The sequence below is a fragment of the Nostoc sp. CCY 9925 genome (genome assembly GCF_963920935.1).
In the GTDB taxonomy this organism is placed as follows: Bacteria; Cyanobacteriota; Cyanobacteriia; order Cyanobacteriales; family Nostocaceae; genus Nostoc.
In genome coordinates this window covers 1-14,265 of the sequence record NZ_CAWUDO010000152.1, presented here as the reverse complement: position 1 = coordinate 14,265, position 14,265 = coordinate 1, and the positions used below count along the sequence as shown (strand labels likewise).

The 14,265-nt window shown below is 40.4% G+C and carries 13 protein-coding genes and 1 tRNA gene; 8 read left to right on the top strand and 6 right to left on the bottom strand.

The genetic code is table 11. The annotated features are described in order from the left end of the window. Positions 1-89: 89 nt before the first annotated feature. From ACM0OY_RS36925 to ACM0OY_RS36915, 3 genes are all read right to left on the bottom strand, one after another. Positions 90-869 carry a TrmH family RNA methyltransferase gene (locus tag ACM0OY_RS36925; protein WP_414573683.1) on the bottom strand — a complete coding sequence of 260 codons (780 nt, stop codon included), beginning with the start codon at positions 867-869 and terminating at the stop codon, positions 90-92. 80 nt (positions 870-949) lie between these two features. After that, positions 950-1,031: transfer RNA gene (locus tag ACM0OY_RS36920), tRNA-Leu, on the bottom strand. 201 nt (positions 1,032-1,232) lie between these two features. Then, positions 1,233-1,952 (bottom strand): response regulator, encoded by a 720-nt coding sequence (locus ACM0OY_RS36915; protein ID WP_414573682.1) that lies wholly within the window; start codon positions 1,950-1,952, stop codon positions 1,233-1,235. A 584-nt stretch (positions 1,953-2,536) separates the two neighbouring features. Here ACM0OY_RS36915 and ACM0OY_RS36910 point away from each other — a divergent pair. The 3 genes from ACM0OY_RS36910 (at position 2,537) to ACM0OY_RS36900 (ending at position 4,670) form a co-directional block, all read left to right on the top strand. Continuing rightward, on the top strand, positions 2,537-3,631 hold the full coding sequence (locus tag ACM0OY_RS36910) for a response regulator (RefSeq protein ID WP_414573681.1): 1,095 nt from the start codon (positions 2,537-2,539) through the stop codon (positions 3,629-3,631). A 261-nt stretch (positions 3,632-3,892) separates the two neighbouring features. Beyond that, entirely contained in the window at positions 3,893-4,468 is a 576-nt protein-coding gene (locus tag ACM0OY_RS36905) for a Uma2 family endonuclease (RefSeq protein ID WP_414573680.1), read from the top strand. 37 nt (positions 4,469-4,505) lie between these two features. Continuing rightward, positions 4,506-4,670: a hypothetical protein gene (locus tag ACM0OY_RS36900; protein WP_414573679.1), complete on the top strand. Its 165-nt coding sequence runs from the start codon at positions 4,506-4,508 to the stop codon at positions 4,668-4,670. 162 nt (positions 4,671-4,832) lie between these two features. Here ACM0OY_RS36900 and psb35 read toward each other — a convergent pair whose 3' ends face one another. Further along, a complete protein-coding gene (gene psb35, locus ACM0OY_RS36895; RefSeq protein WP_414573678.1) occupies positions 4,833-5,042 on the bottom strand; it encodes a photosystem II assembly protein Psb35 in 210 nt (69 codons plus the stop codon). 324 nt (positions 5,043-5,366) lie between these two features. Then, the gene (locus ACM0OY_RS36890; RefSeq protein ID WP_414573677.1) at positions 5,367-5,549 is read right to left on the bottom strand and encodes a CsbD family protein; all 183 of its coding nucleotides are present in this window, start codon (positions 5,547-5,549) and stop codon (positions 5,367-5,369) included. Between the two features lie 923 nt (positions 5,550-6,472). On the opposite strand from ACM0OY_RS36890, the gene ACM0OY_RS36885 reads away from it, so the two are divergent. Then, positions 6,473-6,751 carry a GlsB/YeaQ/YmgE family stress response membrane protein gene (locus ACM0OY_RS36885; RefSeq protein WP_096540082.1) on the top strand — a complete coding sequence of 93 codons (279 nt, stop codon included), beginning with the start codon at positions 6,473-6,475 and terminating at the stop codon, positions 6,749-6,751. Positions 6,752-6,805: 54 nt separating this feature from the next. Next, positions 6,806-7,666, top strand: a complete 861-nt coding sequence (locus ACM0OY_RS36880) for a hypothetical protein (protein WP_414573676.1) — start codon at positions 6,806-6,808, stop codon at positions 7,664-7,666. A gap of 91 nt (positions 7,667-7,757) precedes the next feature. Here ACM0OY_RS36880 and ACM0OY_RS36875 read toward each other — a convergent pair whose 3' ends face one another. After that, positions 7,758-7,991, bottom strand: a complete 234-nt coding sequence (locus ACM0OY_RS36875; protein WP_414573675.1) for a hypothetical protein — start codon at positions 7,989-7,991, stop codon at positions 7,758-7,760. A 350-nt stretch (positions 7,992-8,341) separates the two neighbouring features. On the opposite strand from ACM0OY_RS36875, the gene ACM0OY_RS36870 reads away from it, so the two are divergent. From ACM0OY_RS36870 to ACM0OY_RS36860, 3 genes are all read left to right on the top strand, one after another. Then, entirely contained in the window at positions 8,342-11,989 is a 3,648-nt protein-coding gene (locus ACM0OY_RS36870) for a response regulator (RefSeq protein WP_414573674.1), read from the top strand. Positions 11,990-12,339: 350 nt separating this feature from the next. Then, positions 12,340-12,864, top strand: a complete 525-nt coding sequence (locus tag ACM0OY_RS36865; RefSeq protein WP_414573673.1) for a hypothetical protein — start codon at positions 12,340-12,342, stop codon at positions 12,862-12,864. 207 nt (positions 12,865-13,071) lie between these two features. After that, complete coding sequence (locus tag ACM0OY_RS36860; RefSeq protein ID WP_414573672.1) at positions 13,072-13,950, top strand: CheR family methyltransferase; 879 nt, start codon at positions 13,072-13,074, stop codon at positions 13,948-13,950. The last annotated feature ends 315 nt before the right edge of the window (positions 13,951-14,265 follow it).

Genomic DNA, 14,265 nt, shown 5'->3' with positions numbered 1-14,265 from the left:
AATGACCAATGACCAATGACCAATGACCAATGACCAATGACCAATGACCAATGACTAATGACTAATGACCAATGACTAATGACCAATGACTAATGACTCATTTGCCGCTGAGCTTCGTACAACATTAAAGCAGCTGCGATCGCCACATTCAAGGATTCCACCCCAGGACTCAGAGGAATTCTCACTTGCTTGTCTGCCATCGCTGCTAAATCTGCTGACAAACCTGCACCTTCATTCCCCAGCAATATCAAACTCGGTTTTCGCCAGTCCACTTGCCAATAAGTTAAACTTGCATTCGGCAAGGTTGCTATTACCTGCATTCCTGCTTGCTGACTTTGTTGCACTGTCGCTTTTAAATCTTCGGTTACCGCCGTTGCTAGGCGAAACCATTGCCCAGCCGATGCACGTAGAACTTTGGGACTGTCTAAATCTACGCTATCTCCACTTACCCACAACCCAGACGCGCCAGCCGCTGCCGCAGTGCGAATCATCGTACCCAGGTTACCGGGATCTTGTACTGTTTCTAAAGCTAGGACTAAACCAGTAAATGGGACTTGGGTTTGGCGATCGCTGCGTTTTGCTGTTGCGACGACACCATCCGGTTGGACTGTGGTGGCGATCGCATCTAAGACTTCTTTACTCACAATTTCGGCGCGATCGCATCGGCTACAAGCTTCCTCCCACAATGACAGATGGTTTGCTTGCCAATCTGGGGTACAACACACTGTCTCTAGCGGGTAATTCACCGCACAAGCTTCCTCTAACAGGTGCGTCCCTTCTAGCAAAAATAACTCCTGCTTGTGCCGCTCCTTGGTAGAGTGCAGTTTGCGGATTTGTTTGACTAGGGGATTCTGTAAGCTGGTTAACATCAAAAAGTTAGGAGTTAGGAGTGATAAGTTAGGAGTAAAAACAAACTAAACTCTTCACTCCTAACTCTTAACTTAAAATATGCGGAACCCGGGACTTGAACCCGGAAGCCTTGCGGCACTAGAACCTGAATCTAGCGCGTCTGCCAATTCCGCCAGTTCCGCTGGCAATTTTTACTCACAATTTATTATTGTTGCGTATTTTTTTACTTATGTCAAGTGCAAAAAAGGCAAAAGTTAAAAGTTAAAAGGCAAAAGAAAGAATAATTGAGTATTTCTTTTTACTTTTATCTGTTTATAGCAGTTGCCAGTAAAACTCCGACACAAAGAGACTTTCAAGCCTATTGCCTGTTCCTGCTATATTTTTTAAGGTACTAACCCTGCACGCAAGGCACGCACAGCCGCCTGTGTACGGTCAGCAACACAGAGTTTATTGAGAATACCCCGAACATGAGTTTTGACAGTACCAACTGTGAGATAGAGTCTTTTGGCGATTTCTGCATTGTCACACCCAGCGACAATCAACTCTAAAACATCCATTTCCCGTTGAGTTAAAGGGTAAGTGACGATAGTTTTTTCAATATCTGGGTCAATACCTTCAATCAACACTCTTTTTGTGGCTGATCCTCTGCTAGCATCAGGGAAATCTTGACGTATTTGCTGTAGTACAAGGTCTGCGATCGCTGGATCGATCCATGAGCTACCTGCATGGGTTGTTCGCACAGCCTCCACTAGTTTCTCACTTTCGATATCCTTCATGCAATAGGAATCAGCGCCTGCTGCAAATGCAGCTAAGACTGCTTGCTCGCTATTTTGCATTGTTAAAATCAGCAGTTTTGTTGTATAATCTTCAGTCTCTGCTTGATATTGCCTAATTGTCCGTGTTAGCTCGATACCATCCATATCAGGCAAACCAATGTCAATAGTCGCAACATCAGGCTTGAGAGTTTTCACAAGCTCGATTCCATCTGCGGCATTAGTGGCTTCACCGACAATGCTTATTTCTGGCTGAGTTTGTAAGGCAGCCCGCAAACCAATTCTCGTAAGGTTATGATCTTCAATCACGAGGATCTTGATTTCATCCATAGTTGCTTAACTTTACTGTTATCTATCTAAAGTACACATTAAAATAATCCTGTTCTCACATTCAGGATTTTATACAAAAAGCAATATGTTTGCTGTTCTTCCCTGGACTGCATCTACTATTAGACATTAAATAACCTTATCTAGTAGGTTTTTCAAGAGGCAAGAGTTTCATCTGAACAATACAATTCAATCAAAAAACTATTTTTATACATTCTTGCCAAGATAGATGTTCTATGCGCTACAACTGATTGTCAAAATCTGATAGCAACTAAGAATCGCTGAAACCTCAATAACTTACCCTTGCTGTAGCAGAGATGATGAACATAAAATTCACTAACCTACTTCACCCTTTCACTCTACTCACAGATGTGGATAATCAGTCAGCTAATATACCCAAAGTAAAGTTATATTTAATACTGCCAATCCAGGTAGGAACAAAAAAACAGTATAATTCCTGAAAAAAGATGTCCCTAATTCAGGAAACTTTAAAGGAAAAAGTGAAATTTTAATCATCTCAACGCTATTGGAGTAAGCTATTACTAGATTTGCGAGGGATAGCCAAGCACTTCTTTTTTTATTTAGCCATGTCTTTAACTAAAACTGTTAAAAAAGATAAAATTCTCGTTGTCGATGACATTTTTGACAATTTACTGATCTTAGAAGCAGTCCTACAAGATAAGGACTATGAAATTACGTTGGTGGAAGACAGTAAAATTGCTCTGAATATGGTTGAGCAGTCACCGCCAGACTTAATTCTCTTAGATGTAATGATGCCTGGGATAGATGGGTATGAATTCACTCGACGCATCCGACAAAATCAAGCGTTGCCATTTATCCCGATTTTGTTGATTACGGCTCACTATGAATCCAGCGTTGTGCAGGGACTTGATGCTGGTGCAGATGACTTCATTCGTAAACCATTCGACCCAGATGAACTAGATGCACGAGTGCGATCGCTCCTACGCCTCAAGCATAGCATTGACGAACGAGATCAAATGGCTAATTTGCGGGCAGATTTTGTCTCACGTTTTACTCACGATTTACGTATACCGCTTGTAGCCTCCAACCGAATTTTAAAATTATTGCTAGAAGGTAGGTTTTGCGATGTTTCGCCACAATTGCAAGAAATAATTAATACCATGATTGGCAGTAACCAAGACCTGCTAGAAATGGTAAATACTTTGTTAGAAGTTTATCGTCATGAAGCAGGGTGTAAAACTCTAAAAATTTCTTCTTGTAATATTCAGGAATTAGTTAGTGAAGTTACCCAAGAATTAACTCCCTTAGCTGAAGAAAAAGGGTTAGCTGTCAACATTGATAGAGGTGAAACTATAAGTACGGTGATGGGCGATCGCGTAGAACTGCGGCGAGTTTTGACAAACATCATCGGTAACGCCATCAAATTTACAGACAAGGGTTCTGTAAATATTCACTGCTATCTTAATTTGACAGATATAAATATTAATATCCAAGACACAGGTCCAGGAATTTCTAAACAAGACCAAGCAATATTATTCGAGCGATTTCGCCAAGGTAAACACCAACGTTCGGGTAGTGGTTTAGGACTATATCTATCTCGTTGCATTATTGAAGCACATCAAGGCACAATTGATGTCACATCTGAGCCAGGGCAAGGTAGTACATTTACTATACGTCTACCTGTGGCTGACGAAAACTAGAAGGTCTTTTATTTTCGTCTGAGGCCGGAAAACGATTTTGTCGGGTAGTCTTTCTCAAATCAGCTAATTCAGAGTCTAGCGAAATATATCTCTCGTCATTTAGACTATTGCAACAGATTCATTGCTAAGAATTAGGCAACGCCCAGCAACTCTTAGCCTTTCTAAAGAGTTAGAGGTTAGTGAGCAGACAATTCGTAGTGACTTGGCTTTTTCGCGCGATCGCCTAAACTAAAAGTAACCCTCTTTTACCATACAACACCTATGGTTCAGTCTTCTAATCAACGCCTAACCCTAGAAGAATTTCTCGCACTCCCCGAAGATGATATTACATACGAGTTTGTGAACGGTGAAGCTATACCCAAATATAAAAACGATGAAATGTCACCAAAATTTTTTCATTCGACAGTTCAAAAAACTTTACTTCTTCTCCTAGACCAATGCTTTCACAATCAAGGTCGTATAGTAGTTGAATGGGCTATTAAATTAAAACTGCAAACTCAAGATTGGATGCCCGTACCAGATTTGACTTATGTTTCATATCAACGTCTTCCTGCTGACTGGCTATTAGATGAAGCTTGCCCTGTTGCACCGGAATTAGTCATCGAAATTATTTCGCCCGGTCAAACTTTTGGCGAAATTGCCGAAAAAGCAACTGATTATCTGAAAGCTGGTGTTTCTTGTGTTTGGGTGATTGATACACGAGCAAAGACAGTAACAATTTTCTATCCTAATACACCACCACAGACAAAAAGAGGTAACGCTAATTTAGCTGATTCTTTATTAGAAGGAATTCTATTTACACCCCAAGATATTTTTCAACAAGCTGGAATCCTTTAATCTAAGTCCAAAATTCTATTTTCTTTGATGTTGTAAGGTGCTAAAACACAATTACCTTACAGACATATATGCAAACTTTCGTATACCAAGAAATTTCTACAAAGATGAGAATAAGCAAACCCAAGCTTGCCAAAGCGATCGCCTGCAAATCCTCGCTTATGCTTTACTCTTAGAATCAGCACTGGGAATTACGGTTAAATAAAGTCGCATCCCCTACCACACTGACAACGTATTGGCAATCTGAAATCGTAGACCGCAAAATTGAACGAAATCAAAGTATTATCACAAATAAAATAGTGTTCATTGGTAAAATCCATGAACACTAAAAACACTTAGACTTAGGAGGAGGTAGGCAAAAATTTGATTACTTATCTACTTCTGGAACAACATCGGGACGCTCTTTATCTTCCCACCCTACAGGACGTTTGGAGTTATACCAAGCAATAGATCCTATGCTCACAGCAGCAATAAAGCCGACTACAAATAATCCGGTCAATACAGCAGAGTAACTAGAACTAGCTTCTGACGCAACAGATATGTCTGTTAAAAGATAAGTAAATAATAGATTAATCATGAGTTAGCACCTTTCAACAAAAATTCAAGGATGGCCTAAAAAATTATTTTGGCAGCCGTGTTATCAAAATTGGGTTTTGAGCTTTCGATTTTTTAGTCGGCTCAGTTGCAAGCCACTGGATTACAACTGAGTTCAACATAGATACAGAAAAACTATAGCAGGAGGCAGAAGGCAGGAGGCAGGAGGCAGGAGGTAAAAGTATTACTATTCCTAGCTTCCATGCTTTCAAAATGTCCTAACCTGTGTGACTACGGCTATAAAAGTAAGGAGAAGGTTTAGTAAATTATGATTTTACTTTAACTTTCTGCCAAGATAAACTTAAGTTTACTCTACAGCTTTCTTAACTTCATCTTTGACATTTTCAACTGTATGACGAACCTGTGATTCTGCTTGCTTAGCTTGGCCTTCAGCCTTATCATCAGGGTTGCCAGTGACATCGCCAATTATTTCTTGAGCTTTACCTTCGATATTTTTAGCAACAGCTTTTGCTCTATCTTCAAGACTCATAATTTACTCCTAAATTTGTTAGCTATTTATTAGTTATTGCTTACCAAACCTGGGCTGCAATGTTTATAGAATACTTCTTTAAAAAAAGAAATACTTCTATCTCTAGATGTTTTTATTAAAAAGATTTTTAATCGTTCTGTAGACTTATTTAAAAGTTGACTTCATCTGAAGAGAATTAAAGTAATACCCGGAAGATAGAAAGGAATACTTCAATTGCTCTATCTGGAGATGAAATCATAGGACTTTATAGTAGGGAAGAGGCAATAGGGAAGAGGCAATAGGCAAAAGGCAGTAGGCAAAAGGCTTAAAAGTCTCTTCATGTCAATTTACGATCGCTTGATAAGTAGGCGGACATAATTAAATGTAAAATCCAAACCAGCGAAACCTTTTACTGTTGAGGGTTTTACCTTCTGCCTTCTGCCTCCTGCCTCCTGCCTTCTACTTATCCCAAACCATGTTTTAACTGCTATGGATTTTGGATTCGGCTTATCGTGTCAGAAGCTAAGGACTAACTTTTAATGTTAGGTTTATCAATTACGACTGATTTTTTCTCCCCCTGCCTCCCAAAGGGATTAATTATTTTTTTATTTGCAAGTCCGTAAGTAGGGGAGGAGGCGGGAGGGTTAGGTTTGGCGTTAATCTTTGCAAATGATGTTAAAAGTCATGTCTTAACCTGTTCTGTGGGTGTCTACGTTCCTCACTCCAACCTAAGCAGCTAGTTTTTCACGAATAAGTTAAGTATGGCTTTATTAACGAAGAACTAAATACCCGACTTCTTTGATAAGTCGGGTATCTGAGCCTTGCGAACATCAAATAATGCCTCAAGATTTTCGATATTAGTTCTCTGGATAGATCGGCAATTTATCAGAAAAATTTTAATATGAAATAGTCAAAAAAAGAACATTTTCACAGGGAGAAACATTATGGGTAATATCATTGCTTGGCTGGTTTTGGGTTTAATTGCAGGTGCTTTAGCTAAGTTCTTCTATCCAGGAACCCAAGGTGGTGGTATTCTTTCTACCATTGTGTTAGGAATTCTCGGAGCAGTAGTTGGGGGTTATTTAGGCCAAGTATTGTTAGGAAGTGGTTCAGCGGCGGCCGCATCTGTAGGAGCTTTATCACTTGGAAGCATTTTATTTGCTGTTCTTGGCGCAATGCTATTGATTTTCCTTTGGGGATTACTAACTCGTAGCGCTGTGTAATTGTCTGAGCTTAGTTAACAATTTTGGGAATCACTTTGAGTCAAAGCAGATAAAATGACATTAGAAAAAGAGCGAAAATTTATAGGAATTTTCGCTAAATGTTCAGAAGCAGAATTGGCACTTCAGGAACTACAAGCTGCGAACTTCCCAATGCACAAAGTTTCTGTAATTGCACGCAAGGCAGAAGAACAAAGTGATATTGCTAGTGTTAAGGATAAAGAGGACACTGGCAATACATTTGAGGAATTTACTGGTGGTACTTTAGGCGGTCTTGTTAGCTGTATAAGTCAGTTGGCAATTCCTGGTATGGGCCTAGTCATTTTAGCTGGAGTAGAAGCAAAAGCGATCGCTACCACCATAACAGGTGGTGCGATCGGTGTTGCCGCAGGTAGTTTGGCTGGTGCGTTACTACCTTTGGGAATTCCTGAAGACCAAGCACAGGTTTATAGCGATTTAGTCTTTCAAGGTTACTATTTGGCGATCGTAACCGCTATAGAAATCGAAATTCGTTTTGCTCAGAGGATTTTTAATCGCCATAGCATTCAACATCTGGGTATTTATCAGCCATATTTATCCCCCAAAAGTCGCTATAAACATGGAATTGGTGTTTTTTCTCGACAGCAAGATGTAGAAACAGCACTTACAGAACTCCAAAAAGCTGGCTTTCCTATGAGTCAAGTCTCGGTAATTACTAAAGGTAACTATTATCCTTTAGGAGTTCCTGAAGATTTAGTCAAATATTATGAACATCAGCTGAATCTTGGCAATTTTATTGTATTTCTAAATGCTACTGATATCTATATGGCAGGTGCAAGAGCTATTTTAGAGAGTAACAAGATTCAACATTTTCGGATTTATAATCGATCCGCAGTGCAGCAAATTACAAGCGATCGCCAGGTGATTAGTAACCTCTAGCTCAATGCCAAATTTAATCTATCTAGATCCCCGACTTCTCAGGTAAGTCGGGGATTTGAGCCTTGCAAAACGATAATCCGCTCCTAAAATCCTAAGCTGCAAGAGCGTAGTCTTCGAGTAAGATAATATCTGTTTCAAATAGTAAAATAGTAGTTTCACAACCAATCCTGCCCATTTCTGGTTCTGTGCCCATTTCCATTTCTACAATATACGACCAATTTCCCGAGTTACGGCAACATTGTATTATGGTTCCTAATCCGCCTATAAATTCTACCTTTTGTCCTCTACAAAATTTTGGTCTTGATAGCTCAATTACTGCACTCATAAAAATCACCTTTTTAGATTAAATTAGATATTCAATTTATACTCGCAAAATAAGTATTTCATTATCCACCGCGAGATTTAATTAGAAAATCAGGTGGTTGCTTCTTTTGAAATAAGTTATACTATCCCCAGGCTTAATGGTACTATTATGTTAAAATCTTGATGCTCAATTTTTAATATAAATATATAAAAAGTATAAAAAAGTATAAAAATTAATATATATGATGATTTCCAAGAAACCGACATATTTTAATTCAAATAACCCCCAGCCACTTTCACTATTTAAATAGCTGAAAGGCGAGCAAAATACTTCTACTACAACAGAAAAAACTCAAATTAACTGTCTGAAAAATGTTGAACCGTTTGAAGATTGGAACCAAAATTGGGGCAGGTTTTACATTAAGCTTAGCAATTCTGACCTCAATTGGTTTAATCTCCTACCAAAGCACCAATGAGTTAATTCAAACATCGCGCCAAGAAAACCACACCTATCAGGTATTAAGTCAGATTGAAGAACTTAACTTGCAATTGACAAATGCTGAGACTGGTCAACGTGGTTACATTATTACTGGAGAACAGCGTTATTTAGAGCCTTATAACGCTACCATGCAATCGCTCATCCAAAAATTTAAGGAACTTCAGAAGTTAACAGCAGATAACCCCAACCAACAAAATCGGCTTGAGATGTTAGAGCCACTCCTAACCGAGAGAATGGCTGTAATGAAAAATGTCATCGATCTACGGCGGAGTCAGGGCTTAGAAATTGCCCAGCAAGCTATTATCACAGACGAGGGTAAGCGGCTGATGGATCAGATCCAGAAACTGCTCCAGGCGATGAAAAATGAGGAAAATGTACTTCTCAAGCGGCGTTCTGAGCGGGCACAGGCAGCTGCTCACCAAACGCTCGCCACTATTGCATATAGTATTCCTTTATTTGCTGCAATCTTGGTTTTGATTGGAATTATCCTCACCAGACACATTTCACTACCGCTCAAGCGAGTTTCTGATTTAGTTGAAAGGGTAGCTGATGGGGATTTATCGGTAAATTTACCAGATAGCGATCGCCACGACGAAATTGGCGTCCTGAAGCGAACCTTCAACCAGATGATTGTGAATCTGCGATACACAACTCAAAAAAATGACGAGCAAAACTGGCTTAAGTCCAACTTGGCTGAATTTACCCAAATGCTCCAAGGGCAGCGAAATCTAGAAAGTGTGTCTCGCACAATCTTGTCGAATCTAGCTCCCCTGGTTGGCGCATCTGCTGGCGTTTTTTATCTAATGGACTCAATAAACGACGAGCCAGTGCTGAAATTGTTGGGTAGTTATGCTTACAAACAGCGTAAAAACTTAGCAAATCAGTTTCGCTTCGGCGAGGGATTGGTGGGACAATGCGCCCTAGAAAAACAAAGAATCCTCTTAACCGGAGTTCCCAGTGATTACATCCGCATCAGTTCCGGCTTAGGAGAAGCTCCACCACTAAATATTATTGTATTGCCCATACTATTTGAAGGCCAGGTAAATGCCGTAATTGAACTTGCTTCTTTTGCGCCTTTTAACGACTTACACCTGACATTTCTAGAGCAATTGACTGAAATTTTGGGTGTGTTTTTAAATAACATCGCCTCACAATTGCAAACTCAGGAACTACTTGCCGAATCTGTTGCTTTAACAGAAGAACTGCAAAGCCAGCAAGAAGAACTACAACAAAGCAATCAACTGCTAGAAGAACAAGCCCACGAATTGCAAGAATCACAATTCCTTGTCAAGCAGTCTAACGAAGAATTACAGCAACTCAACGAAGAACTAGAAGAAAAAGCAGAACTGTTAGAAATCCAAAATCAGGAAGTTGCCCGCAAAAACCGGGAAATTGAGCAATCTAGGCAGTCATTAGAACAAAAAGCCGAGCAACTGGCGTTATCTTCCAAATACAAATCAGAATTTTTGGCGAACATGTCCCACGAGTTACGGACACCGCTAAATAGCTTGTTAATTTTAGCAAGGCTGCTATCAGATAACTCTCTGAATAACTTAACTGAGAAACAAGTAGAGTACAGTCGGACAATCTACTCTGCTGGAACTGATTTACTAGAATTAATTAATGACATTTTAGATTTGGCAAAAATAGAGTCGGGTACCATGTCTCTAGATATTGAGCAAATCGCCTTTGCGGATTTGCGGACATCTGTAGAGCAAACTTTCCGTCAAGTTGCCGAGAATCAAAAACTGAGTTTCGCCATTGAACTAGACGACAAATTACCCCCAGCTATTTCTACCGACTCCAAGCGCCTGCAACAAGTATTAAAAAATCTCTTAGCTAACGCCTTTAAGTTTACCGAACAAGGAGGCGTCAAGTTACAAATTAGCATGGTAACTGAAACAGCCCCAGCCGAGCGTCCGATGATTGCTTTCGCAGTCAGCGATACGGGCATTGGCATTCCAGCCGAGAAGCAGAGAATTATTTTCGAGGCATTTCAGCAAGCAGACGGCACAACTAGCCGCAGGTATGGCGGAACTGGCTTGGGCTTGTCCATCAGCCGCGAACTAGCTCAACTTTTGGGGGGAGGGATTGAACTAATCAGCCAGCCAGACCAGGGAAGTACTTTTACTCTCTACTTACCGCTGAAGGGAAAGCAACAAAAAGCACAAGTTGACTTTGAAGTCAAGGGAGAAAAAGCTAAAAATATTGCGACTACATTAGCGCCACCCATCTCAAAAGTCGTGACGGTTGAAAGCCGAAGTACCTCTGGGGAAATTTCTTCAGCACCGAAAATGGTTGCCACCATCAACGAAATCCCAGATGACCGGCTAACAATTGAATCAGGCGATCGCGTTTTGTTGATTATCGAGGATGATGATAAATTCGCCCGCATCTTACTAGACATGGCACGTCAGCAGGGCTTTAAAGGAATCGTTGCCTTACAGAGCAAACAAGGTCTAGCACTAGCGCAACAATTCGAGCCAAATGCCATTATGCTAGATATCCACATGCCAGAGATGGATGGTTGGACAGTGCTAGATCGTCTCAAGCATAACCCAGTCACCAGACACATCCCAGTACATATACTTTCTGTAGACGAAAGACAGCAACGGGGGTTAAAGCTAGGAGCAATTACTTACTTGCAAAAACCCGTTTCTCCAGAAGCTTTAAATGAAGTATTGACCGAGATTAAAAGTTTTATTGAGCGTCAGGTAAAAAATCTTTTAATCGTAGAAGATGACCCCAGACAAGCCCAAAGTATTATCGAACTCATTGGTAATGGCGATGTCCACAGTACAGCAGTGGGTACGGGGGCAGAAGCACTCCAGATATTGCGATCGCAGCACTTTGATTGTATGGTACTGGATTTAGGTCTGCCTGATATGACTGGTTTTGCACTGATTGAGCAGATCAAGCTAGAACCCAGGCTGACGAAACTCCCAATTATTGTTTACACAGGCAAAGAACTCAGCCGCCAAGAAGAAACCCAACTGCGGGGGCTAGCAGAGACAATTATTATTAAAAATGTGCGATCACCAGAACGGCTGTTAGACGAAACTGCCTTATTTTTGCATCGCGTCCAGGCAAATCTACCAGCACCAAAGCGGCAAATTCTCGAACAGCTACACCAAACCGACCCAGTGCTGGCCAATCGGAAAATTTTGATTGTCGATGATGACCTGCGAAATATCTTCGCCATTACCAGCTTTTTAGAAAGCTATCACATGCAAGTAGAGTTTGCCGAAAATGGCAGAGACGGCATTGAGAAGCTGCAAGCGAATCCCGACATCAACATAGTTTTGATGGACATCATGATGCCAGAAATGGACGGTTACGAAACCACCCGCGCCATCCGCCAGCAACCACAATTTCGCTCACTACCAATCATTGCTTTAACCGCCAAAGCCATGCCAGGCGATCGTGAAAAATGCATCGACGCCGGGGCTTCTGACTATATCACCAAACCAGTAGATACCGAACAACTGCTTTCACTCCTGCGGGTTTGGCTGTATCGGTAAGGGACTGGTGACTGGGGACTGGGGACTGGGGAGATGGCTTCGCTAAGGGAAAAGGGAAAAGGAGGGATCTTTCGTTTACCCTTTGCCCCTTGCCCCTTGCCCTTTGCCCCTTGCCCCTTGCCCCTTGCCTTTTGCCCCATGCCCCTTGCCCCATACCCACTCCCCATTCTTTTGTCAAAACAATATCAATGACAGGAAATTCACTTCAGTAATAAAATAAGCTATAGAACTTCTGTCTTTGCAGGAAATACCTCTGTTTCATGCAACTTTTTCGGTTATTTCTCTAGATAAAAGATCTTTCTCTCGGTGGATAGGTGTACTTACATTAACATACCTGTTATGTTTCCAATATGACAATAGTAAGACAAAACTCCCTCAATACATCAGTCATTCCTCCAGAAATATTGGCAGAAAAATATATTGAAGCAGAACGTATGCATGATGTTCTGCTATTACTCCAAAACCTAATTAACAGTGAAGAAGCCACTGTAAAATTAATTCTGGATTGTCTGTATGATGTTGGCTCAGTTAACCTGATTAACCAAAAGCTTCCCGTCAAACCTGTAAACAGGTTGATGAAATTAATTGCCCGTATGTCCAAACCAGTTTTTAGAACCTTGGCATTCAATTGGTTTAAAAAGAACTGTCCGCAACTGATTGCTGATTGGTTACATTCTCAAGTCACTTTTGGAACTACCCCAGCTAAACCCAAAGAAGTAGCGATCGAAGTTGCACCAGTTCAACCGTATTCCACACTACAGACTGAAAGTCTGAGCCAAGAGATTAAAAATCTGCGTCACCAAGTCAGATTGCTAGCTGGTATTTCAATAATTGCGATCGCTGTTTTAGGAGTAACAGCCACTTGGTTAAACTGAAGTCCAAAATTAGCACCATTATCAAATTTCAAATTTAATTAATCGAGCAAGCTCTTTTCGGCGTAAGATTCGCTTGGGTTATCAAAACCCTACCAGCCTCAAATATTAATCATGGAAATGACCTAAATTGCAGAAGCGTTATTTCAACAGCTCTATTCATGGGTGGGGTAATACTTATGAATTAGTAATTATTAATTGTGAATTATTATGACTTTGCCCAAACCTAGCTTGCAGGACATCGAAATACATTTACTTTTGGAAGGGCTGTATCAGTACTATGGTTATGACTTCCGGAATTACGCTCTTTCCTCAATTAAGCGCCGTATTCTCAGCTTTATGCATTTAGAGGGGTTAGCTAATATTTCAGCTTTGCAAGAGCGGTTACTGCACAACAGTAACTATTTAGAAAGATTTTTGCTGGCTTTGACAGTAAATGTCACATCAATGTTTCGCGATCCCAGCTTTTACAATACCTTTAGAACTCAAGTTATCCCGTTCTTGCAAACCTATCCATTTATTCGCATTTGGCACGCTGGATGCTCTACAGGTGAAGAAGTCTATTCAATGGCAATTCTACTAGAAGAAGAAGGGCTTTATCACCGGTGCCGCATATATGCAACTGATACCAACGAGAAAGTATTACAAAATGCCAAAAGTGGTATTTTTTCCCTAAAATTAATGCAGGAATATACTCATCTTTACCTAAAAGCGGGTGGTAAAAGGTCTTTTTCCGAATATTATACGGCAGCTTATGACAACGCTATTTTTCGAGCATCCTTAAGAGAAAATATTGTTTTTGCCCAGCATAATCTAGCAACAGATAGTTCTTTTAATGAGTTTAATGTCATCCTTTGTCGTAACGTCTTGATATATTTCAACCAGATACTTCAAAAGCGGGTACATGAACTGTTTTATAATAGCCTTTGTACCTTTGGGATCTTGGGTTTAGGAAGACAAGAATCTATAAGATTTACTCCCTATGAGCAGCAATATGAAGAGATAATCAAAGGTGAAAAGATATATAGAAAAATAGGAGTGCGGGGACGTGGGGAGACTCTAACGCACAGAGATTTTAATCATAACTGATAGCATTTGCGAAAATCTTTGTCATAAATAGGTTGTAGGGGCGTACAGCTGTATGCCCCTACCCAATTTTTCACAAACCAAGGAGAAGAATACATCAGTCGTTTTGCGTCTACTTTAAAAAAATTGATTTTGACAAAGAGTTTTAGCCTAACACCAAGGATATTGCAACCTAACCTACGGCTACTATGCCTAAAAGAAAAGCCCTCTCTAACAGGAGGGCTTTATTATTGCTAAATCAAATGACAAATGACAACTAACTAAATCAATACTTGTCGGTTAAGGGGAAAAGGGGAAGGGGAAAGGGGGAAAGAAAAA